Origin of the sequence: Pseudomonas sp. WS 5412 (assembly GCF_012985615.1) — a bacterium.
Classification (GTDB): Bacteria; Pseudomonadota; Gammaproteobacteria; order Pseudomonadales; family Pseudomonadaceae; genus Aquipseudomonas; species Aquipseudomonas shahriarae.
The window spans coordinates 142,570-167,317 of record NZ_JAARMB010000002.1 but is presented as its reverse complement, the minus strand read 5'-3'; the positions used below and the strand labels follow the sequence as shown (position 1 = coordinate 167,317).

Here is a 24,748-nt window from a genome sequence, read left to right as displayed (position 1 = left end):
ACGTTGTTGCCCTATAGACTGGCACGCCAGGCGGGCCTGGCGCGGGCGCCGGGCGCGCAAGGCTGGACCTTGTGTTTGCGCGAGGATGTCGACACCGACGCCTTGCAGGAAGTGCTGCGCGTGCATGGCCTGCCGACGCTGGTCGAGCACCTCGATCCGGCCCAATACGAACTGCGCCTGGGGGCCTTGTACCAGGCCGGCGAGTCGGCCACGGCAGCGTTGATCGAGGGCATCGGCGAGCAGGTCGATCTCGACAGCCTGATCAACGAGCTGCCACGGATCGAAGACCTGCTGGAGAGTGACAACGAAGCGCCGGTGATCCGCCTGATCAATGGCCTGTTCGCTGAAGGCCTGCGCTTGCGGGCCTCGGATATCCATATCGAGACCTTCGAACAGAGCCTGGTGGTGCGCTTGCGGGTGGACGGCCATCTGCGCGAGATCCTGCGCCCGCCACGGGCCTTGTCGGCCATGCTGGTGTCGCGGATCAAGGTCATGGCGCGCCTGGATATCGCCGAAAAACGCCAGCCCCAGGACGGGCGCATTACCTTGCGCTCCGGCGGGCGCGAGGTGGATATCCGGGTTTCGACCTTGCCCGGCATTCACGGCGAACGTGTGGTAATGCGTGTGCTGGACAAGCAGGCCAACCTGCTGGACCTGAACAACCTGGGCATGCCTGCAGAGGTCGAACAGGCTCTGCGCGCCTGCCTGTCGCGGCCCAACGGGATCTTGCTGAGCACCGGGCCCACCGGCTCGGGCAAGACCACCACGCTGTATGCCAGCCTGAATGCGCTGAACGATGGTTCGTGCAATATCCTCACCGTCGAAGACCCAGTGGAGTACGCGATTACCGGCATCGGCCAGACCGCGATCAACCCCCGCGCCGGCATGACCTTCGCCAGCGGCCTGCGGGCGATCCTGCGCCAGGACCCGGACGTGATCATGCTCGGCGAAATCCGCGACCAGGAGACCGCCCAGATCGCGGTGCAAGCTAGCCTTACCGGGCACCTGGTGCTGTCGACACTGCACACCAACAGCGCGGTGGGCGCGGTCACGCGGTTGCGGGACATGGGCATCGAACCGTTCCTAATCGCCTCCAGCCTCAAGGGCGTGATGGCCCAGCGTCTGGTGCGGCGTTTGTGCCATTGCGCAACGCCGGCACCGTTGCTGGCCGCCGAGCGCCAGTTGTGGCCGGAGCTGGCCCTGCTGGAACACAGCTTTCACCCCCAGGGCTGCGACGACTGCCAGGGCAGTGGTTACCACGGGCGGATCGGCCTCTATGAATTCATCACCCTGGATGCCGGCTTGATCAGCCTGTTGTACGACGGCGCCAGCGAAGCGGCCATGCACGAATACCTCGCCGACAAGCGCCAGAGCCTGACCGCCATGGCCACCGAATGCCTGCGCCGTGGCGAAACCAGCCTGGAGCAGGTTCTGCGTGCGGTGCGCGACTGATGCCGACCTATCGCTACCAGGCGCTGGACCTGCGCGGCAATCGCCGCAAAGCCAGCATCCAGGCGGAAAACGAGCGCCATGCCCGGCAACTGCTGCGTGAGCAGGGCCTGTTTGCCCGTGAGTTGCAGGTGCAGGGCGCAAGCCTGTCGAGCCCGCGCGGGCAACGGTTGAACCATGGGCAACTGTGCGAATTGACCCGCCAGTTGGCCACGCTGTTGAGCGCCGGCATCCCCTTGGTGGATGCCTTGGCCACCCTGGAACGCCAGTTGGCGGAGCCGGCGATTCGCAACCTGCTGGTGGCGGTGCGCGGTGCCCTGGGCGAAGGCTTGAGCCTGGCCCAGAGCCTGCGTCGCCAGGGTGGGCAGTTCAATACCCTGTATTGCGCACTGGTCGAGGCCGGCGAGCGCTCGGGCAAATTGGCGCCGGTGCTGGAGCGCCTGGCCGAGCACCTGGAGCAAGTGCAGAAACAACGGCACAAGGCGCGCACGGCGTTGATCTACCCGGCGGTGCTGATCCTGGTGTCGCTGGCGGTGGTGATTGGCCTGATGACCTTTGTGGTGCCCAAACTCACCGAGCAGTTCAGCCACACCGGGCAAAGCCTGCCGCTGATTACCCGGGTGCTGATCGGCGCCAGCGAGGGCCTGGTAATGCTCGGCCCGTGGTTGCTGGGGCTAGGCTTGTTGCTGGCGCTGGGCGCGCGGGTGTTGCTGCGCCAGGCGGTATGGCGCTTGCGCCGCGACAGTCTGGCCTTGCGCCTGCCGCGCATTGGCGTGCTGTTGTCGGTGCTGGAAAGCGCACGGGTCTCACGCAGCCTGGCGATTTTGCTCGGCAGTGGCGTGCCGTTGCTCGAATCCCTGGAGGTGGCCACCGCCACGGTTGGCAACCGGCAGATCCACCAGGCCCTGGAGGCGGTGCGTGAACAGGTCGAAGGTGGCGTGACCCTGTACCGCGCCCTGAGTGCCAGCGGGCACTTCCCGCCAATGCTGCTGAACATGGTCGCCAGCGGCGAGGCCAGCGGCACCTTGCCCGACATGCTGGAGCGCGTCGCCGACAACCAGGAGCGTGGGTTTGCGCGCCAGGTCGACCTGCTGCTGGCGTTATTCGAACCCCTGATGATTCTGCTGATGGGCGCGGTGGTGCTGTTCATCGTGCTGGCGGTGTTGCTGCCGATCATGCAGCTCAATCAGGGCCTGAGCCTTTGAACAGACAACCTGAAAACGGAGAACTTGAAATGCAAAAGCACGCCATGCCTGGCAATCGTGCGGTCAAGCGTCGCGAGCGCGGCTTTACCCTGATGGAAATCATGGTGGTGATTTTTATCATCGGCCTGTTGATCGCGGTGGTTGCGCCCAGCGTACTCGGCAGCCAGGACAAAGCCATGCGCCAGAAGGCCCTGGCCGACCTGGCGACCCTGGAGCAGGCGCTGGATATGTACCGCCTCGACAACCTGCGATTCCCCACCTCCGAGCAGGGTTTACAGGCCCTGGTCAGCAAGCCGAGCCTGGAACCCTTACCGCGCAGCTGGCGTGCCGACGGCTACATCCGCCGGTTGCCCGAGGACCCGTGGGGCAATGCCTATGGCTACCGCACCCCAGGGCAGCATGGCCGGGTGGACTTGTTTTCCCTGGGCGCCGACGGCCAGGAAGGCGGCGAAGGCACCGACGCCGATATCGGTAACTGGGACCTCTAGGCATGCAGCGCAGTCGCGGGTTTTCGCTCCTGGAAATGCTGGTGGTGTTGTTGATCGTCGGCTTGTTCAGTGCCTTGGGCGTGGCCTACCTGGACGCTGGCCAGGCGCCGATGCGCCAGGCCCTGGCCCAACTGGCCAGCGAGGCGCGCAGCCAGGCGGCCCAGGCGCGGCATGCCGGGCAGTTGCTGGGCTTGCGCTGGAATGGCCGCAGCCCGGAGTTCGTGCGCTGGCAGGTGGGGCGGGGTGCGCCTGGGTGGCAGGTCGCACCCTCGCGCGGTGCGCCCTGGCCGGCCGGCTTGCAACCTGACTGGCCGGTGAGCCGCGAGCCCCAGGTGATGTTCACCCCGTCGGGGCTGGCCCGCCCGGTGTCACTCACCTGGCGCTGGGCCGAGGGCCGCCAGCGTTGGCAATGGCAAGCGGACAACACCTTGCATATCGCGACCCTGCCATGAAGCGCCAGCGCGGTTTTACCTTGCTCGAAGTCATGGTCGCCCTGGGGATTGCCGCGTTGATGGCGGTGATGGTCAGCCAGTTGTTGCGCCAGCGCATCGCCACCCATCAAGCGGTCGCGCAACATCGCCTGGGCAGTTTGTGCGCGCGGGAGCTGGAGACGCGGTTTGGCGTGGAGCAGTACTGGCCGCAGATCAATGCGGTGAGCGGCGAGTTGCGTCAGGGGCCTGCCACCTGTTACTGGCAACTGACCCTGGGCAACACCGGGGTCAACCGCTTGCGCCGGGGTGAGTTGAGCTTATTTGCCGATCCCCAGCAGCGTCAGCCCCTGGGTCAGTTCAGCCTGTTCCTGGTGCGCCCATGAAGGCGGCGCAGCGTGGCCTGACCCTGATTGAGCTGTTGGTAGCCATGGCCCTTACGGCGGTGGTCGGGGTGTTGCTGGCGGCCTTGGTCAATGGCTGGGTCAAGGTGCGTGAGCGCCTGGACGAGCCCGGCAGCGAACCCCAGGTATTGGAGTTCTGCATGGCCCTGGAGCGCCGCTTCGATGGCCTGGTGTTGCGCCAGTTGTACGAGCAGCGCTTGCCCCTGGACCTGGCGTGGCTGGAGTGGCAGCCGAGCCTTGGGCAATTGCAGTGGGTGGCCCTGGGCGCCTGGCCGCCGGCAGAAGGCGCGTCGCGTGTGCAACGTCAGCGCCTGCTGTTCGATGCGCGCCAGCAGCGCTTGAACCTGCTGGTCTCGGCCGACCTGTACGCCGCCGACAAGCCGCGCTGGCAACTCAAGGAGTCACTGGCGCCGGTCGAGCGCGCCACGTTCAGTTTTTACCAAGGCACGCGCTGGCTGGCCTTTCCTTCTACTGTTGCCGCCCAGCCCAATCGCGGCGTGCGGATAGAGTTCGAGCACCATGGAGCCCCTTATGTCTGTACTTTCGCCTTGCCCGATACCCAGCCATGAGCCGGAGCGCAGGCATGTTTGAGCGTCTGCGGGGCAAACCGCGGGAATGGTTGCTGGTGCGCCCGCCGGCCACCGCCGAGGGCCGTTGGCAGTGGTTGCACTACAGCGCGCACCAGGCTTGCGCAAGCGGCGCCTGGCCGCCACCGTCGGCGCTGCTGCAACTGCCGGGCGCCTTGATTATTCCAGCGCTCGATTGCAGTCATTTCTGCCTGCCGGCGCCGCCGGGGCTCAAGCGCCACGAGTGGCCGCAGTTGTTTGAAGAGTATGCGCAGCAGCCTGGCGAAGCGTTGCTGGTCAGCTGCCTGTCCCGCGAGGCCGGGCAGCTTGAGTTGTTGGTGATGCAACGCGAGCAGGTCCAGCAATGGCTGGCCGAGTGCGCCGCGCTTGGGCTGCAGATTACCCATGGCTGGGCGGAGTTGCAGTTGTTGCCGCCAGCAGAGCCAGGGCAGGTGGTGGAGTGGCGGCGCGAATCGCTGCGTTGCCTCAAGGCGCATTCCCGGCAATGGTTGGTGTGGCCGCCGGTATTGGGTGAGCGCTTGCCCCAGGCTTGGCGCGACCTGCCTGGCGAGACGCTCGAGGGCGACTGGCCGTCGCGCCTGGCGCGCCTGGAGCAGTTGCCCAGTGTGCTGGAGGGTATGCGGCCGACGCGTACACGGGGGCCGCGAGCGCCACGGGTGAGCCGCGTACAACGACACTTGCTGCTGGGTTGCGTGGTGCTGGCGGCGTGTTGGAGTGCGGTGTATCTGGTGCAGAGTCTGCGCCAGGTTGATGTTTGGAAAGCCCAGGTCAGGGCGCTGGCCGGGCCGGCCAACAACCCGCAACAGGCGCGTACGGCCCTGGCGCGGGTGCAGGGCGAGGCGACCGAATGGCAGGTGCGTCAACAAAAAATCGTGGCCCTGGAGCAGGCGCTCTCGGGTTGGTTGCACCAGCAACCGGGCTGGTCGGTGTCGCGCATCGAGTTTGACGGCAGCCGTTGGCGCCTGGCCTTGCGCGGCAATGGCCCCCAGCCGCTGCCCGCCGAATGGCAGGCCATGGCCCAGGCTGCCGGCGCGCAATGGACTGACCAGGCGCAACATGTCGCCGGTCAACTGCACCTGAGTTTTGATCTGGGAGAACAACCATGAAAGCCCGGATGCTGGAGTACCTGGCCCACTTCAACCAACTGCCGCCCAAGCGCCGCTATGGCCTGTTGGCCGGCTGGTCAACCGTCGGGCTGTTGTTGCTGGTGCTGGTGACACGGCCGCTGCTGGCGGCCTGGCAGGATGCCCGCCAGTGGCAGGCGTTGGCGCAACAGGCCGGCGCGCTGGTGCCGCCAGCGGCGTTCTCCAACGAGCAGTGGCAGGCCCTGGCCGTGTCGCGCCAATGGGTACTGACCCGCGTTGAACAGCAGGGCGACCGCTGGCAATTGCAGGGCGAGCTGCCGGGACCTCAGGCCCTGCAGCTGCTGCTACGGACCGTGCAGGAGCAGGGTGGGCGACCCGTGCAGTGGAGCCTGGAGCAGGGCGGCGGCCAGGGTTATGCCTTCAGCCTGGAAGTGGCGGCGCGGCCATGAGTCGCGCGGTCATCCTCTGGGGTATTTGGGTGTTCAGCCTGACCGTGCTGCTGGAGCTGCCGGCCGCCTTCGTTGCCCGCCAGTTGCCATGGCCGACCGGCTGGCAGCCCGGCAGCGTTTCGGGCAGCCTGTGGACTGGCCGTGCGGCACGCGTCGGAGCCCTGGCGCCGGTGGACTGGAAGATCCGGCCGTGGGCGGCGCAAGTGAACCTGGGCTTTCAACAGCGCATCTGGGAGCTGTCGATCCATGGCTGGCCGTGGAACTGGCAGGCGCAGATGGCACCGCGTGCGGTCAGCGCCTTGCCCGCGCCGATGTTCGTGCTGGACGGACGTTGGGAAGGGCGATTGCAGGTCAATGGCGCGGGCATGAGTTGCCTTCGGGCCGAAGGTGAATTGCTGGGGCACGAGCTGGCGCTGTTGAACCCGTGGCTGGTCAAGCTGGGCAATACCCGGATCGAGTTGCAGTGCCGGGATGGGGTGCAGTTGCTAGCGGATCTGCAACTGGCTGGCGAGCATCATTTCAAGGTCGAAGCCAAGCCACAGCGGTTGCAAGTAGACGGGCAGGTGGAGCCGGGGGCTGCCGTGATTCCGCTATTGGTGCAGGCGCGATGGCTGCAGCCCGCTGCCCAGGCGTTCAGCAAGGTGCTGGGTAAACCCTGAGGGTTCGATGGATCACCAAAAACTGTCTATTGTCTATGGGCAGGTAGTCTCGCACTTGCGTGTGCGTGGTGTGATTTTCGGTGCGGGTTGTTAGGGCGCCCTGGCGCCCGGAGCGTTCATGGAAAAGCTCAACGTTGGCCCCAAGTCGTCGCTGCAAGGCAAGGTTTCCAATCTTTCTACTGCACGGGCTTATCTGCTCGCCTGTTCGCTGCTGCTACTGGCCATGTTTCTGTTGGTCGGGGTGTTGCTGGTGTCCATTGCCGAGCACTTGAATCACGATGCCGGCGAGCACAGCCGCATTGATATCGAAAACGCCCTGCTGTCGGTTGAGCGCGTCGCTGGTTCGACGGTCAAGGACTATGCGTTTTGGGGGGATGCCTACGAACACCTGCATCAAAAGGTGGATGTGGACTGGGCGTTTGGCCGGCAAAACATCGGCACGACGCTGTTTTCCGACTTCGGTTTCCAGGGGGTGTTTGTTGTCGATCCAGCCGGTCGCACGGTGTATTCGCTGATTGACGGCCAGTTGCAGAGCGTCGCCGTGCAGGACTGGTTGCACCTGCCGATCGAGCCCCTGCTGGCCCAGGCCCGGCAGGCCGCGACCAACAGCCAATCGGTGACCCGGCTGATACAGGCCGATGGCATGCCGGCGGTGTTGGCCGCCGCTGCGCTGACGCCTGGCACCGATCCGAACGTAGAGGCCGATAGCGGTCCCGCTTCGGTGTTGATCTTCATTGCCAAGCTGGCGCCGCAACGGCTGGCTGCACTGGGCGAGGATTTTGGTGTGCAAGGTCTGCGGGTCGCCCCGGCCGGCGGGGCGGCGGCGGGCGCACCGAGCCTGAGCCTCAGGGACAATGCAGGTGTTGTGCAATGGACCGCGGAGGATCCTGGGCGCCAGTTGCTGGGGCTGGTTGTGCCGCTGGTGACAGTTGCCGGCCTGATCTTTGCCTTGATGGCCTGGGTTATCCAGCGCCGCAGTACCGCTGCCGCGCGGCTCATGGACCTTAATTACGCCACCCTGCAAGCCAGTCGTGCGGCGCTGGCGGTCAGCGAGGAGCGCTTTCGTGATGTGGCCGAAGCGGCGTCCGACTGGATCTGGGAAGTCGATACCCAACTGCGGTTTACCTACCTGTCGGAGCGCTTTGATGTGATTACCGGCCTTGTCGGGGCCAACTGCCTGGGGCTGGCGGTGGATCAGCTGCTGACCTCTGATCAGGGCCTGTTGGCCATCTGGTTCAAGGACCACGCCCATCGCCCGAATGCCATCGTGCAGTGCAGCTATGTGTCTGGCGAGGGTCAGCGACGCATTTGCCGGCTGTCGGTGCGCGAGATACCTGGCCAGGGTTATCGAGGCACCGCCAGCGACATCACCGAAGAGGTCGAGGCCCGGCGGCGTATTGAATATCTGTCGCAACACGATGCCTTGACGGGGCTGGCCAACCGCACGCGCATGCAGGAATTCCTCGAGGGCAAGCTCAAGGCGGTGCCGACCCTGGCAAGGCCGTTGGTCATGCTCAGTATTGATCTTGACCGCTTCAAGCCGGTCAACGACCTGCTGGGGCACGCGGCTGGCGATGATGTACTCAACCAGGTGTCCCGGCGTTTACAGGGCTGCCTGCGTGGGGATGATCTGGTGGCGCGCATAGGTGGCGATGAGTTTATGTTGGTGGTGGCGGGCGTGAGCTCGCCGCTGGAGGTGGAAGGCCTGTGTCGGCGCCTGATCGACTGCATAGAACAACCGTTTTACATCACCGAACATGAAGTGTTTATCAGTGCCAGCATTGGCATTGCCATGGCGCCGGCGGACGCGACCCTGGCCGAAGAGTTGCTGCGCTATGCCGATATCGCCCTCTACGAAGCCAAGGAAGGCGGGCGTAACACCTGGCGCTTTTATGCGGGCGATATGAACGCACGCATCATTGAGCGGCGCCAACTGGAAGCCGATTTGCGCCAGGCGATCAAGCACGGCGAACTGCGCCTGGATTTCCAGCCGCGCTACCGCATTGAAGGCAAGCGCCTGGCCGGTGCCGAGGCCCTGGTGCGTTGGGAGCACCCAAGGCGCGGGCTGCTGGGTCCCGACGTATTCGTCCCCATCGCCGAGGAAACCGGGCTGATCCTGCCGTTGAGCAACTGGGTGCTGCACGAGGCCTGCCAGACGGCCGCGGGCTGGCCTGACGACGTGATGATTTCAGTCAACCTGTCCTCCACCGAGTTCCAGCGTGGGCACTTGGTGTCGCGGGTCAAAGCGGTGTTGCTGGAGACGGGCTTGAACCCGGCGCGGCTGGAGCTGGAGCTGACCGAAAGTGTGATGCTCAATGACGAGAAAGTCGCCTTGAGCATCATGCAAGGCCTCAAGGCCCTGGGCGTGCGCTTGCTGATGGATGACTTTGGCACCGGCTACTCGTCGCTGAGTTATCTGCGCTCATTCCCCTTCGACGGGCTGAAGATCGACCGCAGCTTTGTCGGCGGCCTGACCTCCGGTGGTGGCGATCAGTCGATCATCCAGGCGATTGTCGGCCTGGGCCGGGCGCTCTCGCTGACGGTGACCGCCGAAGGCGTAGAGACCCTCGACCAACTCACGGCGCTGAAGGACGTGCAGTGCGATGAAGCGCAGGGTTTCTACCTCAGCGTGCCGGTGGATGCCCAGGCCATCGGCGCGCTGATCACGGGCCGGACTGCTTAGCCGCTCCTGACCCTGCTTGCACTGACCGCATATAGATAATATGTTAACAATATAACTATAAATGGTCTGTGGGAGGGGGTATGCCTGCCTTGTTCAACCCTTGCGTTGAGTTCGCCAACTGGAATCGTGACTTGCGTGCAGTCTGCGGCAATTTCAGCACCGCGCAGTCAGATCGACACAGTCTGTTTATTGGCAGCGTCCACGGCCAGGACGTGTGTGGCCTGGAGTTGGCGCACATCCGCACCAATGCCGGGCTGATCAGCCGCCATCATACCCACGGCGATGGCGACGATGACCGCCACTGTTTTCTGATCCTGCAGGGCAGCGGCCATCAACGCATCCGCCAGCAGCACCGGGTGATTGACTTGGGGCCCGACGATATCGCCCTGGTGGACTCGGCCCAGGCCTTCGAGATTGAGCCCCAGGGGCTGGTGCAGAATATCTCGGTGCATCTGTCCCGCGCCGAGGTCGCCCGGCAATTCGGCCAGCAGCGCCTGTTTGGCAAGCTGGCGCGCAACAGCGTCGCCACCCATATGATTCGTGCATTGGTGCGCTCCCTGGAGGATGCGCAACTGAGTGAAGGCTATGGTGGCGAGAACGATGGCCCGGCCGTGGAGCAGGCCCTGATCGGCCTGGCGGTTGCCGGTCTGGACGAGCGCGCTGAGGGCCAGCCGGGCTTTGCCTGCGTGGGCCAGGACGACATTTATGGCCTGGCCACGCGCCTGGTGGAAGCCTCCCTGCAAGAGACCGAATTGAGCCCCGAATACCTGGCGCGGCACCTGAATGTCTCAGTGCGCCAACTCTACCGGCTGTTCGAGCAGCGGCATGAAAGCATCGCGCGCTACATCCAGCAGCGCCGCCTGGAGCGGGTGGCCCAGGACCTGCGTGCGCGGGATTTGCGGCATGAGTCAATCACCCAGATCGCCTTCAAGTGGGGGTTTGTCGATGCCGCGCATTTCAGTCGCGCCTTCAAGCGGCATTTCCAGCATGCGCCCCGGGACTTTCGCCAGCAGCCGCTATAGGCCGCGCTTTGGCAGGGAATGCCAAGGGCTTTGGCAGCCTCAGTCAAGTGGCCGCAGGTGGCAGACCCTCTAATAGCGTGGCCTGAGTCGATTAATGTTGGAGAACAATAACAATGAATACACGGAGCCTGCTGTTGGGCACGCCCCTGCTATTGAGCGCGTTCGCCACCCTGGCCTTGGCCGGGCCGGCCCAGGTCGATGGGCCGCGCATCATCGCCGCCGACCGTGAGCCCGGTAACTGGATGAGCCACGGTCGCACCTACGATGAACAACGCTACAGCCCGCTGGACAGGGTGAATGCCGGCAATGTCGGCCAACTGGGCATGGCCTGGACCACCAAGCTGGATATCGACAGTGGCACCGAGGCCACGCCGCTGGTGGTCGATGGGGTGATGTACACCACGGGTGCCTTCAGCATCGTCTATGCGATCAATGCGGCCACGGGTGAGTTGTTGTGGAAGTACGACCCCAAGGTCCCTGCCGAGAACCTTGGCCAGGGCTGCTGCGGTCCGGTCAACCGTGGCGTGGCGGTGTGGCAGGGCAAGGTCTATGTGGGCAGTTTCGATGGGCGCTTGATTGCGCTGGATGCCGGCACTGGCCAGCCGGTGTGGAGCGTCGACACCCTCATTGATCGCAGCAAAAGCTACTCGATTACTGGCGCGCCACGCATCGTCAAGGGCAAGGTATTGATCGGCAACGGGGGCGCCGAATTTGGCGTGCGCGGTTATGTCACCGCCTATGACGCCGACACGGGTAAGCAAATCTGGCGCTTCTACACCGTGCCGGGTGACCCCAAGCTGCCGCCGGAAAATGCGGCGATGGCCAAGGCCATGAAAACCTGGGACGGTGACGGCTGGGTCAAGTGGGGCGGAGGCGGCACGGTGTGGGACTCGATGGCCTACGACCCGCAACTGGACCTGCTTTACGTGGGCACCGGCAATGGCTCGCCGTGGAACTACCAGTTCCGCAGCAATGGCAAGGGCGACAACCTGTATGTGTCATCCATCCTGGCGCTGCGCCCGGACACCGGCGAGTACGTCTGGCACTACCAGATCACCCCGCAGGACCAGTGGGACTTCACCGCGACCCAGCACATGATCCTCGCCGATATCGAGATGAATGGCAGCGTACGCAAGGTGATCATGCAGGCGCCGAAAAACGGCTTTTTCTATGTGCTGGATCGCACCAACGGCAAACTGTTGTCGGCAAAGAATTTCGTGCCGGTGAACTGGGCCAGTGGCATCGACCTGCAGACTGGGCGGCCGATCCTTACCGGCGCGGCGGACTATTCCAAGGAACCCAAGGTGGTGCAGCCGAGTTTCCTTGGCGGGCATAACTGGCACCCCATGTCCTACAGCCCGAAAACCGGCTACGTGTACATTCCGGCGCAGTACACCCTGGCCGAGTTGAAAGCGGCCAAGGCCCCGCAGTTCCCGGCGAACAAGTCGGTGGTGAACTTCGGCCTGGATGTGCCGGACCTGCCGGAAGACCCGAAAGTCCTCAACCAGATCCGGGATGCTTGGAGCGGAGAGTTGATCGCCTGGGACCCGGTCAAGCAGAAGGCGGCCTGGAAACAACCCTATGTCAGCGCCGGCAACGGCGGCACCCTCGCCACGGCCGGCAACCTGGTGTTCCAGGGCACGGCCGATGGGCGGGTGGTGGCCTATCGCGCCGACACCGGTCAGCCGCTGTGGGAGCACCGGGCCAACTCCGGGGTGATGGCGGGGCCGGTTACTTATACGGTCAATGGCGAGCAGTACGTGGCGTTTTCCGTGGGGTGGGGCGGGATCCTGCCGCTGTTGACCGGCCCGCTGACCAACAAGGGCAAGGTGCGCGCTGAGTCGCGGGTGATTGCCTTCAAGCTCGGTGCCACCGGTGAGCTGCCACCCCCCAAGGCCGCGCCGGTACTGCCGACTACCCGCCAGGTACTCACGGCGACCCCCGAGCAACTGGTGCAGGCGCGTGGCATGTTCAATGGCCTGTGTGCCGGTTGCCATGGCCTGAACGCGATCAGCGGCGGGGTCGTGCCCGACCTGCGTTACCTGGATGACAACAAGCACGCGGCATTTCCGGCCTTTGTCAGTGGCGCGTTGATCAATAAGGGCATGCCGAACTTCTCCGACATTCTGCAGCGCGAAGACATGGAGTTGCTGCGCCAGTACCTGGTCAAGCGCACCCGGGATCTGCAGGCCGACCTCAACGCCATTCACTGATCTCCCCTTGTCTGAACTGTGCCGGGCGACGTCTTTTGACGTCGTCATGGCCGAGTGTTGCCTCCAATAACAATAACGGTACTTGCCATGAAAACACTTAGCATCCTGACCCTGCTCTTCAGCCTGGTTCCATTGGCTCACGCCGACGTCAAGCCGGACCCCGGCGACTATACCGCCTTGCCCCAGGGCACCGATGTGGTGGTGCTGTACCAGCAGAACCCACGGGGCGACAAGGTTTACTCGGGCGGCAAGAAAGTCGCCGACAACCTTGACCTGGACATGACCGTCGGGGTGTTGCGCCTGATCCACTTCACCGAGTTCTTCAACACCGGCCTGACCTGGGACCCGCAAATAGTCATTCCTTTCGGCTACCAGAAGACCGGCGCCAGCGACAGCAAGCACTCAGGGTTGGGCGACATTACGTTTGGCGGCACGCTGTGGACCCTCGCGGACCTGGCCAACAACCAGCACCTGGGCTGGTCGGCGTTTGTCACCGCGCCCACGGGCAGTGACAAGGACCAGGGTTTTGCCCTGAGCAACAACCGCTGGGCCCTGGATTTCCAGGTGGGCTATATCAAGGGGCTGACCGACAAAATCACTTGGGATGTGATTGCCGAGACGGAGTTCTACGGTGAACAGCGTGCCACCGATGCCAAGAAAGATCCGCTGCTGCAACTGCACAACCACCTGCGCTACAACTTCACTCCAGAGACTTACGCGGCCATCTCCTATCGGCACAATTGGGGCGCCCGCGAGACGCTGGACCATGAAACCCTGGCCACCAGCCGCAGCAATGGCACGCTGGGCTTCACCGTGGCCACGATGTTGGGCAAGCAGGTACAGGTACTGGGGCAATTGATGCATGACACGGCGGTGCGCGAAGGGGTGAAGATCGACAATTCGCTGCAGTTTCGCCTGGCGTATTTCTACTGACGCTGTCTGTAGGCGCTGTCTCGGGGGGCGAGACAGCGCGGTCTTATTGTTGGGCGAGGATGCTTTCGAGCAACCCGGGAAATCGTTCGGCCAACACATCGGCCCGCAACGAATTCATATGGGTCGTGCCCACGCTGCGCGTATGCACCAGCCCGGCATCACGTAAAACCCGGAAGTGGTGGGACATGCTGGACTTCGGCCGCCCGCCATCCAACTCGCCGCAACTGGCTTCTTCTACGCCGGCCAGGCAGCGCACGATGTCCAGGCGCACAGGGTCACTCAACGCATAGAGCAGGCGTTCGAGGGTCAAGTCTTCGGGGGAGGGGTGTTTAAAGGCTCGCATGAACCGAATGATAACAGGGCTGGCATTGTTTACCATAGTTCGATTAAGATCGAACTATCGAATCAAACGTCACCCTCGTTTCAGGAGCTTTTTCATGTCTGCATTGTTCGAACCCTTCAAGCTCAAAGACGTTACGTTGCGCAATCGCATCGCCATTCCACCGATGTGCCAGTACCTGGCCGATGACGGCATGGTCAATGACTGGCATCACGTCCACCTCGCCAGCCTGGCCCGTGGCGGCGCCGGCCTGGTGGTGGTCGAGGCCACCGCCGTGGCTCCCGAAGGTCGGATCACGCCGGGTTGCGCGGGTATCTGGAGCGATGCCCATGCCCAAGCCTTTGTGCCCATGGTGCAAGCGATCAAGGCGGCAGGCGCGGTGCCCGGCATCCAGATCGCCCACGCCGGGCGCAAGGCCAGTGCCAACCGCCCATGGGAAGGCGACGACCATATTGCCGCCGACGATGCCCGTGGCTGGCAAACCCTGGCACCCTCGGCGATCGCGTTTGGCGCGAACCTGCCGAAAGTCCCCCAGGCCATGACCCTGGAGGATATCGCCCGGGTGCAACAGGACTTCGTTCAAGCCGCACGCCGTGCCCGTGACGCCGGTTTTGAGTGGATCGAACTGCATTTCGCCCACGGTTACCTGGGCCAGAGCTTTTTCTCGGAGCACTCCAACCAGCGCACCGATGCCTACGGTGGCAGCTTCGACAACCGCAGCCGTTTCCTCCTGGAAACCCTGGCCGCCGTGCGTGAAGTCTGGCCGGAAAACCTGCCGCTGACCGCGCGTTTCGGGGTGCTCGAATATGACGGGCGTGACGAACAGACCCTGTGTGAGTCCATCGAACTGGCCCGTCGTTTCAAGGACGGCGGCCTGGACCTGTTGAGCGTCAGTGTCGGCTTCACCATCCCCGACACCAATATCCCTTGGGGGCCAGCGTTTATGGGGCCGATTGCCGAGCGCGTACGCCGCGAAGCCGGTCTGCCGGTCACGTCGGCCTGGGGTTTCGGTACACCGCAACTGGCCGAAGGGGCGTTGCAGGCCGGTCATCTCGACCTGGTTTCCGTGGGCCGTGCGCACCTGGCCGACCCACACTGGGCATACTTCGCCGCCAAGGAACTGGGGGTGGACAAGGCTTCCTGGACCCTGCCGGCGCCTTACGCGCATTGGCTTGAGCGCTATCGCTAAGGGGTGACCGTGTTGTGTGTGGGAGCTGTCGAGCTTTAGCGAGGCTGCGATGGCGTCCTGTCGGCGATCCATATATCGACTGATCCAGCGCTATCGCAGGTAAGCCAGCTCCCACATTGGAGAGTCTTTACTCAGCCGTCGCAGCCTCTGCGACGGCTTTTTTGTGGGCCATGAAAAGTACAATCTTCCATCCGGAACGTGCATGTTGCGCTGCGACCAAGCGCCACATACTGGGCGTGTCTTTACGAACGTTCCCGGTTGTTTCAAGCCTCCTGCCGAGTGAGCAGGGCGCAGGCAGGCCAGGAATGGGGATATCCAATAATAAAGAGAGCACCCATGAAAAAGCCAAACCCTCTGTTGGAAGACCTCAAGTCGGTCTTGCCCGCCATTGCTGCCAATGCCTTCGCCGCCGAGAAAGATCGCAGCGTACCTGCCGAGAACATCGCGTTGCTCAAGGGCATCGGCATGCACCGGGCATTTTTGCCGAAAAAGTACGGAGGCATGGAAATCTCCCTGCCGCAGTTTGCCCAGTGCATCGCTTTGCTGGCCGGCGCTTGCGCAAGCACCGCGTGGGCCATGAGCCTGCTATGTACCCATAGCCATCAGATGGCTATGTTCTCGGTCAAGTTGCAGGACGAGGTCTGGGGCATCGACCCCGACGCCACCGCCAGCAGCAGCATCGCGCCATTCGGGCGTACCGAAGAAGTGCCGGGTGGCGTGACCTTCAGCGGTGAGATGGGCTGGAGTTCGGGCTGTGACCACGCCGAATGGGCGATCATGGGCTTTCGCCGCAAAAACGCCGAAGGCACCCAGGATTACTGCTTCGCGGTACTGCCGCGCAGTGACTATCAGATTCGTGACGACTGGTATGCCGTGGGCATGCGTGGCAGCGGCAGCAAGACCCTGATCGTCGATCAGGCTTTCGTGCCCGAGCACCGTATCCAGAAGGCCAAGGACATGATGGAAGGCAAGTCGGCGGGCTTCGGCCTGTACCCCGACAGCAGGATTTTCTTCGCCCCGTACCGTCCGTATTTTGCCAGTGGTTTCTCCACCGTCGGCCTGGGAGTCGCCGAGCGCATGCTCGAGGTGTTCCGCGAAAAAACCAAAAACCGTGTGCGCGCCTACACCGGTGCGGCCGTCGGCGCCGCGACCCCTGCGTTGATGCGTCTGGCCGAGTCTACTCACCAGGTGGCCGCCGCACGCGCCTTGCTGGAAAAAAGCTGGGACGAGATCGCCGAGCACAGCGAGCGCCATGAATATCCAAGCCGCGGCACCCTGGCGTTCTGGCGGACCAACCAGGGCTACGCCACTAAAATGTGCATCCAGGCGGTGGATCGCCTGATGGAGGCGGCGGGCGGTGGCGCCTGGTTTGAAACCAACGAACTGCAGCGCCTGTTCCGCGACGTTCACCTCGCCGGCGCCCATGCCTACACCGACTATGACGTTTGCGCACAGATTCTCGGGCGCGAATTGATGGGCCTGGAGCCTGACCCGGCGATGGTCTGAGCACGCTACGCTTACCTATAAGAATAATCAGGGCAGGGCCTTCAGCCTGTCCGGGAGTCTTGCATGTCTATTGAAAACCAAGTCGATACCCGCGCCTTTCGCCGTGCCCTGGGCAATTTTGCCACCGGTGTCACCGTGGTCACCGCCGCCGACGCCAGCGGGCGCAAGGTCGGTGTCACCGCCAACAGTTTTAACTCGGTGTCTTTGGACCCGCCGCTGATTCTCTGGAGCATCGACAAACGCTCCACCAGCCACGCCGTGTTTGAAGCCGCCACGCACTTTGCGGTGAATGTACTGGCGGCCGATCAGATTGACCTGTCGAACAACTTTGCCCGGCCCCGGGAGGACCGTTTTGCCGAGATCGAATACCAGGCGGGTGCGGGCGGGGCGCCGGTGTTGGCCGACTGTTCGGCACGCTTTGAGTGTGAGAAGTACCAGCAGGTCGATGGGGGTGATCACTGGATCATGATTGGCAAAGTGGTGGCCTTCGACGACTGCGGCCGCTCACCGTTGCTCTATCACCAGGGCGCGTATTCCATGGTCCTGCCGCACACCCGCATGACCCGCCGTGAGGAGGGCCAGCCAGCGAGCAGCCATTTCCAGGGGCGCCTGAGCCATAACCTCTATTACCTGATGACCCAGGCGCTTCGGGCCTATCAGGCCAGCTACCAGCCCCGCCAACTGTCCACCGGCCTGCGCACCAGTGAAGCGCGGATGCTGATGGTGCTGGAGAACGATGCCGGCCTGAGCCTGGCCGAGTTGCAGCGCGAAGTGGCAATGCCGGTGCGCGAGATCGAAGAGGCGGTGAACAACCTCAAGCGCAAGGCGTTGGTACGCGATGATCAGGACCGGGTAAAGCTCACCACCAAGGGCATCGACGAAACCGAGTCGTTGTGGACCATCGCCCGAGAGCAGCAGGACACGGTCTTCAGCCAATTCAGCGAGGAGCAACTGGAGACCTTCAAGACGGTACTCAAAGCAGTGATCCGGCACTGAGCGCGACGGGTCAATCCAGGTGTTGGAATTCTTTGACGATAAAGTCGATAAACACCCGGGTCTTGGCCGGCAGGTGGCGTCGTGAGGGGTAGACGAGGTTGATTTCCAGGCGAGGCAGGCTCCAGTCGCTGAGGATCGGCACCAGGCGCCCGGCGACGATATCGTCGTGGATCACATAAGTGGGTTGCGCGAGGATGCCTTGGCCCTGCAGCGCGGCCGCGCGCAACAGATAGCCGTCGTTGGATTCCAGCGCCGGAGTGGCGGGCACCTTGATGGTCTGGTCTTCGCGCTGGAACGTCAGCTCATAGGGATCGGTGGCGTAGGTGTAGAGCAACAGTTGATGCTCGGCCAACGCCTGCGGATGTTGCGGGCGGCCGCAGCGCTCGAGGTAGTCCGGCGAGGCAGCCAGTATGCGTCGGGTATCGGTCAGGCGGCGGATCACCAGGCTGGAGTCCGGCTCACTGTCACGGGTGCGCAGGGCGACGTCGATGTTGTCGTCAATGATGTCGTGGTAGCGGTTCTCGGCCACGATATCCAGGCGTACATCCGGGTACTGCTCCTTGAACTGGGGCACCAGCGGCAGGATATGTTGCAGGCACAGGGATAAGGATGCAGTCACACGCAACACCCCATGGGGGTGGTTTTTACTCGCGCTGACGGCCTCGGTCGCGCCTTGCATCGCCGTGAGGGCTGCCTTGGCGTTGGTGTAGAACACCTTGCCGACCTCGGTGACGAACAAACGCCGGGTGCTGCGCTCGATCAGCCTCACGCCCAGGCGATTCTCCAGTGCCGCCAAGTGCCGGCTGGCCGCCGCACTGGACAGGTCCAGGGCGTCTGCGGCCTTGGTCACGCTGCCCAGCTCCGCGACCTTTACAAACAACTCATATTCGGTCCAGCGATCCATCAGCATTGCTCCACTGCGCGCAAGGGTGTTTTCCAGTTACAGCATTTTTCAGGTGTATGCCGACCGTTAAGCTTTTTTTGCCCCTGCCAGTCTAGCCGTTGAGTGCAGGGAAAAACTTGATTGGAGTCGAAATGAGCAAGCATCTGGATGTGGTGAAAAAGTACTTCAAGTATTGCGTCGACGGTAAGGATGTTGAGCGCGTAGCGGAATTTTTTGCCGACGATGTGGTGGTTCACCGCCCCGATTGTCCGGCGCCTATCGTCGGTGTCGAACCGTTCAAACAGGCCTTGCGCCTGAACGTGACCGAGCGCTACGAGTCGATCGCGACAACCTTCCAGAAAGAAGTGGTGGCCGGTGATGTGGTGGTGGTTGCGTTGATGCATCACGCCAAGGGTTCCAACACCTGGCATGGTTTTGATGTGAGCGGCAAAGACCTGACCTGGAGCGCGTTGACGTACTTCCGGTTCAATGCCGAAGGCAAAGTGGTCGAGGAAATCGTCGAGCGCAATGAGCTGTTCATGGCCAAGCAACTGGGGATTGTCGAGTACGACTGACCCGGGCGATTCCCCTGCAGGGACGCAGGCGCATAACGCACTTTCACTGTGCCAGTGAAACTCTTGACGCGTGCGGGCGGTTTTTCTCGGCGGGGCGAAGGGTAACGATGGACTCGCTGTTTTTGCCTATTTTGATTGGAGTCCTTTTATGGATCTGGTAAGCCTGTCCAAGCGTCGTTATACAACCAAACTCTTCGATTCATCGCGCAAGATTCCCGTGGCAACCATTGAATTGCTGCTGGAACAACTGCGCAACAGCCCGTCTTCCGTCAACTCGCAGCCCTGGCACTTTGTCATTGCCCACGAAGACGAGGGTAAAGCTCGGATTGCGGACAGTATGCAGGGTGGTTTTGAGTTCAATCGCGCGAAGACCCTCGATGCCTCCCATGTGATTGTGCTCTGCACGCGTACCCAGATGCCCGAGGAGTACCTGCAGGCGCTGCTGGAGCAAGAAGCCAGCGATGGGCGTTTTGTGGATGAGCAGGCCAAGGCCGGGCAGGACAAAGGCCGGCGGCGGTTTGTCGATCTGCATCGTTATGACTACAAAGACCTGCAACACTGGATGGAAAAGCAGACTTATCTGGCCCTGGGCACGCTGTTGCTCGGCGCTGCTGCCCTGGGCCTGGATGCCACGCCCATGGAAGGCTTTGACAGTAAGGCGCTGGATGCCGAACTGGGTTTGCGCGAGCGCGGCTTTACCAGCCTGGTGGTGGTGAGTGTGGGTTACCACAGCCATGAGGATTTTAATGCGGGCCTGCCCAAGTCCCGCTTGCCGGCGCCGGTGTTGTTCGAATTTATCTAAGGGGGGCAGTGGCGAGCGGGGCAAACCCGCTTGCCGTTCAGCTAAGAGAGGGTGCAGGCAATCGGTAACCTGTGGCGAGGGAGCTTGCTCCCGTTGGGGCGCGAAGCGGCCCTAAAATGCGACTGCTACGCACAATAAGCCATAGGCTCCAAGCTTGCTGTCAGCTCACCGGTGCCAGCCATCCGCGCAGCCTCTGCGGATGGCGCGCCAGCCACTCCCTGGCCGCCTCATCCGCCGAGCGTTCACCCCGATTGAATGCATCATCCAGCTCGGCAACGATCGGGTTCGACAGACGAATATTATCCAGCACCTGAATCTCTGCCCGGGTCAGCAACGCCAGGCGATCTTCCCGTGCCAGCAGCACTGCCCGATCCACATTACCGAGCAACCCCCTGGGGTCCTTCAGTTCGCGGATACGGTAGCGGTGGTGCAGGAACTGCGGATGCCACAAGGGCACGATGCCCCAGTGCCCTTGGCGATACAGGGCCTCAAAAGCGTCGATGCAATCGTCCTGAGTGCCGGTGCGGAATTGGTAGCCGGCGTCGCTCAAGCCGTACTCATCCATGATTTTCAGGGAAAACCGGGTAATTCCCGCACCCAACCCAATGCCCTGAATCAGCGGGTGCATGCGCGCGCGAACCTCGGGTTTGCGCAGGTCGTCGATGGAGGCCACGTCAGCCTCGCTTACATAGTCGGGCACGCCCCACATGGCATAGGGTTGGTAATGCAGGCCCAGCTCACGGGCGGGCACGGCCTGTCGGTACACGCCATGGCTGCATGGCAGCCAGGCCGAGGCCAACATGTCGATGGTGCCTTCGCGCAAGCGCTCGAAATTCACTTCGTGCAGGGCATATTGCCGTTCGACAGTCAGGCCCATGCGCTGTAGGACCAGCGCCACCACGGCGGCAGTGGCGCGATGGAAGGACAGATCGGTGACGCCCAGGCGCACCACACGCGAGCCGTTGGCGATATTGGCCAGGGAAAAGTCCTGGTGGGTCACGGTCGGCGTTTTTGCTGGGCGCCGGGGTGGGGTTCTGCGCATGTTGCTTCCTTCAAGAGCAGCGGCTGATCACGGAGCTAGAGGGTGGGGGCCGGCGCTGCATCAATCTTCACGCGCAGCAGGCTGTAGGGCTTCTGGCGCAAGTCGCGACCTGCGTGGAAGATGCCCTGGCGATGCAACTGGTTGGCCATGAAGTACAGGTAGCCGTCCGGCCCGATGGACAGGGTGTCGGGCCAGAGCACACGCGGGGCGTGGACGATGGTCTGCCACTGTCCATCCGCCAGGCGTTTGCGCACGCTGTTGTGTTCGTAGTCGCCGGCATACAGGGCGCCGGAGGCATCGGCTTCGAGGCCATCGGAAGCGCCTTTTTCCCCCAGGTCCTTGACCGCCATATCCAGCCGCGCTTCGCTGACCGAGGTGTCGCGCAGCAACGCGGTGGGTACCGAGTACAGATGGCGGCTGGACAGCGGGCAGAAGTACAGCGTCTGGCCGTCAGCGGACAGGGCGATGCCATCGGACGCTACCGCAAACGGACGGGTGCTGCCGTCGGTGTTGCGAACCTGCAAGACCTGGCCTTCAACCTTGGGCACGAAGTTCGGGTCTACCGAGGTCGAGGTGGCACCGCTGAGTCGGCGCAGGGCAGTGCCGCTGGCAATGTCCATGACGATGATCGCCCCGGGGCCGCTCAGGGAAGAGTCGGTGATGTAGATCACCCCTTCATCGCCCACCCGGAAGTCAAAACGCATATCGTTGACGTAGGTGCTGGGCAGCATCACGTTTTTCGGGAACACCAGGGTCTTGACCACTTTGTTGGTGGCCAGATCGACGGCTACCAGCTTGGCGCCGCCCGGCGTTGGCGAGGCGAAACCGGGGGCGGCAGTGTCCAGTATCCAGATCCGCCCGCGACCATCGGCCACCACACTTTGCACGCTGATAAAACCCTTGGCCGGGTCTTTCGGATCGGCTTGGTTCATAGCCAGGTCAGGGTAGGGCACGACCTGGCCATCGCGCAGTTCACCCACGGTGAACGGCACCGCGTCGCCCCAGCGTGGAAAATTGACAAAGATCCGCCCGTTTTCGGCAACGCTGACGCCGGTGGGCATGGCGTCGTGGAAGGCGAACACCTGCTCGAGGGTGCCAATGGTTTGCTCGCTGGGCATCGGTTGGGCCTGAGCCGCCTGGCTGCTGATGGCAATCGACAAGGCCAGGGCAGACCAGATAAAGGAGTGCTTGAAGTGCATGAAAAGCTCCGGGAATCCGCAGGAAGGGGCGCGTTGCAGCCCATGGTGTGCGTTCCCGGTCCATGGAAAAACCCACGAATGGCGCTAACAGTTTCATCGCAATCGAGAAAGTGCAGGGCGTTTGAGCCTTGATTTGCGGCGGTTCCAGGTAAATCTGCGGTTGCATGCGCCACTGTTCGCCCGCCAACAGTCAATCAACAATTTGCTGGTTAACCGTGTGTGGCATGGCTATGGAGCTGTCGCAAAGTGAGGAATCATGGAGTTCTCAATCTTGGCGTAACTCGTGCAACGGAGCGCACCTGGCTATATAACTAACGCATCCACGTCGCTCTGCACGCGGGTTTACACCGGCGCAGGCGATGGCATGAGCATTCTTCGGGCAACCAGTAAGGGCGTATTTGCATGAGTGAAACCGAACGCGGACAGGCGACAAAGGCCATCCGCAACGCCGATGTGCTGATCATCGGCGGGGGCCTGAGCGGCACGCTGCTGGCCGTGCAGCTGTTGCGTTTGCCCGGCACACGGAAGGTTCTGGTGATCGAGCCGCGCACGGAACTGGGGCGAGGCGAAGCCTATAGCGCGGTGGAGCTGGGACACACCCTCAATGGCAATGCGGCGCGCATGAGTGTGGACCCGGACAACGCCGATGACTTGACCCACTGGTTGAGCGAGTACATCGCCGCCGGCGGCTGGCCGGAATCGGACCAGCAGCACGTGCCGGTCAGCGAGCTGTTTCCACCCCGGGGGATCTTTGGCGTGTACGCGCAACAGCGGCTGGCGCAGGCTCGGGCGGGATCGGCGTCAACCGTGGAGCATATTCGCGCCGAGGTCATCGACGTGCAGGTAGAGCCGGGCGGCGTGCGCCTGACCCTGGATGATGGCCAGGCACTGCGCGGTGCCCGGGCCGTACTGGCCACCGGGATGTTTCCGGCGGCGCGCACGCCACAAACCCACTCCAGTGGTGTGAATGCGGCGGCGGTTGACCCGTGGGATGTGCGCGCCATGACGCAACTGGACCCACACGCCACGGTATTGATCATCGGCTCCGGCCTGACCATGGTCGACGCCGTGGTGTCACTGGAACAGGCTGGCCATCGCGGGCCGATCGAGATCTTTTCGCGCCATGGCCTGTTGCCCCATGTGCGCCGGCAACCCCCGACGTGGGCGGACTTTCTCGCCGATGATCATGGCCTGCGCAGCCCACTGCAATTACTGCGGGCAGTGCGCCGCGAATGCCAGAAAGCCCTGGCCCAGGGCATCGACTGGCAAGCACCGCTGGACACCGTACGCGCCCATATCGGTCGTTTGTGGAGCCAGGCCAGCGAGCGCGAGAAACGCCAGTTCGTGCGCCATGTGCGGCCCTGGTGGGAGAGCCATCATCATCGCTCGCCACCCCTGAGCGCCGAACTGCTGGCGCGCCTGCACGGGGAGGGGCGCCTGCGTATCCACGCGGCCTCGTTCCTGGGTCTGGAGCCCACGGTAAACGGCGAAGTGACCCTGCGCCTGCGCCGTCGTGGCGAACAGCACACCACCCACTTCAGTGGCGCGGCGTTAATCAACTCCAGCGGGATCGAATACGACTGGCGCCGCGTGGCCCGGCCGTTGCCCAGGCAATTACTGGCACGCGGCTTGATCAAACCCGGGCCCTTGGCATTGGGGATAGCGGCGGATGCCTCGGGTGCGGTACTGGATGAGCACGGCGTTGTGAGTGAGCGACTCTTCGCCATGGGCCCGCCGCTGCGCGGTATGTGGTGGGAGAGCACGGCGGTGACGGATGTGGCGCTTCAGGCCAAGGCACTGGCGCTAAAGCTGGCGCAACTCTAAAGGTGGGAGCTGTGGTGCATCCAAAATCGCCCGGCCGACAAGGCCCCCTGTGGGAGCGGGCTTGCTCGCGATAGCGGCATCTCAGTCACCGTTTCTAGCGACTGACCCACCGCCTTCGCAGGCAAGCCAGCTCCCACATTTGATTTGTGGTGGGGCCAAAATTATCTGCCTGAGTGAGATTCCCTGTGGGAGCGGGCTTGCTCGCGAAAGCGGCAGTCCAGTCACTGTTCCTGGCGGCTGACCCACCGCCATCGCAGGCAAGCCAGCTCCCACATTTGATTTGTGGTGGGGCCAAAATTATCTGCTCCAGTGAGATCCCCTGTGGGAGCGGGCTTGCTCGCGAAAGCGGCAGTCCAGTCACTGTTCCTGGCGGCTGACCCACCGCCATCGCAGGCAAGCCGGCTGCCACCTTTGATTTGTGGTGGGGCCAAAATTCTCTGCCCCGCGCAGATCCCCTGTGGGAGCGGGCTTGCTCGCGAAAGCGGCAGTCCAGTCACTGTTTTTGGCGGCTGACCCACCGCCATCGCAGGCAAGCCAGCTCCCACCTTTGATTTGTGGTGGGGCCAATATTCTCTGCCTCAGTGAGATCCCCTGTGGGAGCGGGCTTGCTCGCGAAAGCGGCAGTTCAGTCACTGTTTTTGGCGGCTGACCCACCGCCATCGCAGGCAAGCCAACTCCCACCTTTGATTTGTGGTGGGGCCAAAATTATCTGCTCCGCGCAGATCCCCTGTGGGAGCGGGCTTGCCCGCGATGGCGGCAGTTCAGTCACTGTTCCGGGCGGCTGACC

Annotated in this window: 23 protein-coding genes; 19 read left to right on the top strand and 4 right to left on the bottom strand. The window is 63.1% G+C overall.

What is annotated here, in order from left to right; all coding sequences use genetic code 11:
• Nucleotides 1–3 precede the first annotated feature (3 nt).
• The 13 genes from HBR94_RS03730 (at nt 4) to HBR94_RS03670 (ending at nt 13,605) form a co-directional block, all read left to right on the top strand.
• On the top strand, nt 4–1,452 hold the full coding sequence (locus HBR94_RS03730; RefSeq protein ID WP_081044222.1) for an ATPase, T2SS/T4P/T4SS family: 1,449 nt from the start codon (nt 4–6) through the stop codon (nt 1,450–1,452).
• A complete protein-coding gene (gspF, locus tag HBR94_RS03725) occupies nt 1,452–2,654 on the top strand; it encodes a type II secretion system inner membrane protein GspF (RefSeq protein ID WP_057440948.1) in 1,203 nt (400 codons plus the stop codon). Before HBR94_RS03730 ends, gspF begins: the two co-directional genes overlap by 1 nt.
• Nucleotides 2,655–2,683: 29 nt before the next feature.
• A complete protein-coding gene (gene gspG / locus HBR94_RS03720; protein WP_269835616.1) occupies nt 2,684–3,142 on the top strand; it encodes a type II secretion system major pseudopilin GspG in 459 nt (152 codons plus the stop codon).
• Nucleotides 3,143–3,144: 2 nt separating this feature from the next.
• Complete coding sequence (gspH, locus tag HBR94_RS03715; RefSeq protein WP_169989783.1) at nt 3,145–3,594, top strand: type II secretion system minor pseudopilin GspH; 450 nt, start codon at nt 3,145–3,147, stop codon at nt 3,592–3,594.
• Complete coding sequence (locus tag HBR94_RS03710; protein WP_057440952.1) at nt 3,591–3,956, top strand: type II secretion system protein; 366 nt, start codon at nt 3,591–3,593, stop codon at nt 3,954–3,956. The genes gspH and HBR94_RS03710 overlap by 4 nt, the downstream gene beginning before the upstream one ends.
• Nucleotides 3,953–4,543 (top strand): prepilin-type N-terminal cleavage/methylation domain-containing protein, encoded by a 591-nt coding sequence (locus HBR94_RS03705; protein ID WP_057440954.1) that lies wholly within the window; start codon nt 3,953–3,955, stop codon nt 4,541–4,543. Before HBR94_RS03710 ends, HBR94_RS03705 begins: the two co-directional genes overlap by 4 nt.
• Nucleotides 4,544–4,557: 14 nt before the next feature.
• The gene (locus HBR94_RS03700) at nt 4,558–5,667 is read left to right on the top strand and encodes a GspL/Epsl periplasmic domain-containing protein (RefSeq protein WP_170044175.1); all 1,110 of its coding nucleotides are present in this window, start codon (nt 4,558–4,560) and stop codon (nt 5,665–5,667) included.
• Nucleotides 5,664–6,095, top strand: coding sequence for a type II secretion system protein GspM (gspM, locus tag HBR94_RS03695; protein ID WP_170044174.1), 432 nt, complete (start codon nt 5,664–5,666; stop codon nt 6,093–6,095). The genes HBR94_RS03700 and gspM overlap by 4 nt, the downstream gene beginning before the upstream one ends.
• Entirely contained in the window at nt 6,092–6,754 is a 663-nt protein-coding gene (locus HBR94_RS03690; protein WP_170044173.1) for a general secretion pathway protein GspN, read from the top strand. Before gspM ends, HBR94_RS03690 begins: the two co-directional genes overlap by 4 nt.
• A 118-nt stretch (nt 6,755–6,872) precedes the next feature.
• Nucleotides 6,873–9,437 carry an EAL domain-containing protein gene (locus HBR94_RS03685; RefSeq protein WP_170044172.1) on the top strand — a complete coding sequence of 855 codons (2,565 nt, stop codon included), beginning with the start codon at nt 6,873–6,875 and terminating at the stop codon, nt 9,435–9,437.
• 80 nt (nt 9,438–9,517) lie between these two features.
• On the top strand, nt 9,518–10,459 hold the full coding sequence (gene feaR, locus HBR94_RS03680; RefSeq protein ID WP_057440965.1) for a transcriptional regulator FeaR: 942 nt from the start codon (nt 9,518–9,520) through the stop codon (nt 10,457–10,459).
• 113 nt (nt 10,460–10,572) lie between these two features.
• On the top strand, nt 10,573–12,672 hold the full coding sequence (locus HBR94_RS03675) for a PQQ-dependent dehydrogenase, methanol/ethanol family (protein WP_170044171.1): 2,100 nt from the start codon (nt 10,573–10,575) through the stop codon (nt 12,670–12,672).
• A gap of 87 nt (nt 12,673–12,759) precedes the next feature.
• A complete protein-coding gene (locus HBR94_RS03670; protein ID WP_170044170.1) occupies nt 12,760–13,605 on the top strand; it encodes a transporter in 846 nt (281 codons plus the stop codon).
• 43 nt (nt 13,606–13,648) lie between these two features.
• On the opposite strand, the gene HBR94_RS03665 is transcribed toward HBR94_RS03670, so the two are convergent.
• Complete coding sequence (locus HBR94_RS03665; RefSeq protein ID WP_057440971.1) at nt 13,649–13,984, bottom strand: helix-turn-helix domain-containing protein; 336 nt, start codon at nt 13,982–13,984, stop codon at nt 13,649–13,651.
• Nucleotides 13,985–14,042: 58 nt separating this feature from the next.
• Between HBR94_RS03665 and HBR94_RS03660 the strand changes: the two genes are divergently transcribed.
• The 3 genes from HBR94_RS03660 (at nt 14,043) to HBR94_RS03650 (ending at nt 17,636) form a co-directional block, all read left to right on the top strand.
• Entirely contained in the window at nt 14,043–15,134 is a 1,092-nt protein-coding gene (locus tag HBR94_RS03660; protein WP_057440973.1) for an NADH:flavin oxidoreductase/NADH oxidase, read from the top strand.
• A gap of 336 nt (nt 15,135–15,470) precedes the next feature.
• A complete protein-coding gene (locus tag HBR94_RS03655) occupies nt 15,471–16,640 on the top strand; it encodes a p-hydroxyphenylacetate 3-hydroxylase oxygenase component (RefSeq protein ID WP_170044169.1) in 1,170 nt (389 codons plus the stop codon).
• A gap of 63 nt (nt 16,641–16,703) precedes the next feature.
• Entirely contained in the window at nt 16,704–17,636 is a 933-nt protein-coding gene (locus tag HBR94_RS03650; RefSeq protein WP_115128375.1) for a p-hydroxyphenylacetate 3-hydroxylase reductase component, read from the top strand.
• Between the two features lie 10 nt (nt 17,637–17,646).
• Here the strand turns inward: HBR94_RS03650 and HBR94_RS03645 are convergent, their stop codons facing one another.
• Nucleotides 17,647–18,540: a LysR family transcriptional regulator gene (locus HBR94_RS03645; RefSeq protein WP_170044168.1), complete on the bottom strand. Its 894-nt coding sequence runs from the start codon at nt 18,538–18,540 to the stop codon at nt 17,647–17,649.
• A gap of 131 nt (nt 18,541–18,671) precedes the next feature.
• Here HBR94_RS03645 and HBR94_RS03640 point away from each other — a divergent pair, with 131 nt between their 5' ends.
• Nucleotides 18,672–19,094, top strand: a complete 423-nt coding sequence (locus HBR94_RS03640) for an ester cyclase (RefSeq protein WP_057959316.1) — start codon at nt 18,672–18,674, stop codon at nt 19,092–19,094.
• A gap of 148 nt (nt 19,095–19,242) precedes the next feature.
• Nucleotides 19,243–19,896 carry an oxygen-insensitive NAD(P)H-dependent nitroreductase NfsB gene (locus HBR94_RS03635; RefSeq protein ID WP_057440983.1) on the top strand — a complete coding sequence of 218 codons (654 nt, stop codon included), beginning with the start codon at nt 19,243–19,245 and terminating at the stop codon, nt 19,894–19,896.
• 160 nt (nt 19,897–20,056) lie between these two features.
• Here HBR94_RS03635 and HBR94_RS03630 read toward each other — a convergent pair whose 3' ends face one another.
• Together HBR94_RS03630 and HBR94_RS03625 are read right to left on the bottom strand one after the other, a co-directional pair.
• Nucleotides 20,057–20,938 (bottom strand): glycine betaine ABC transporter substrate-binding protein, encoded by an 882-nt coding sequence (locus tag HBR94_RS03630; protein ID WP_170044167.1) that lies wholly within the window; start codon nt 20,936–20,938, stop codon nt 20,057–20,059.
• A 35-nt stretch (nt 20,939–20,973) separates the two neighbouring features.
• Nucleotides 20,974–22,056, bottom strand: coding sequence for a major royal jelly family protein (locus HBR94_RS03625; RefSeq protein WP_262383358.1), 1,083 nt, complete (start codon nt 22,054–22,056; stop codon nt 20,974–20,976).
• 483 nt (nt 22,057–22,539) lie between these two features.
• On the opposite strand from HBR94_RS03625, the gene HBR94_RS03620 reads away from it, so the two are divergent.
• Nucleotides 22,540–23,961, top strand: a complete 1,422-nt coding sequence (locus HBR94_RS03620; protein ID WP_170044165.1) for an FAD/NAD(P)-binding protein — start codon at nt 22,540–22,542, stop codon at nt 23,959–23,961.
• Nucleotides 23,962–24,748 lie beyond the last annotated feature (787 nt).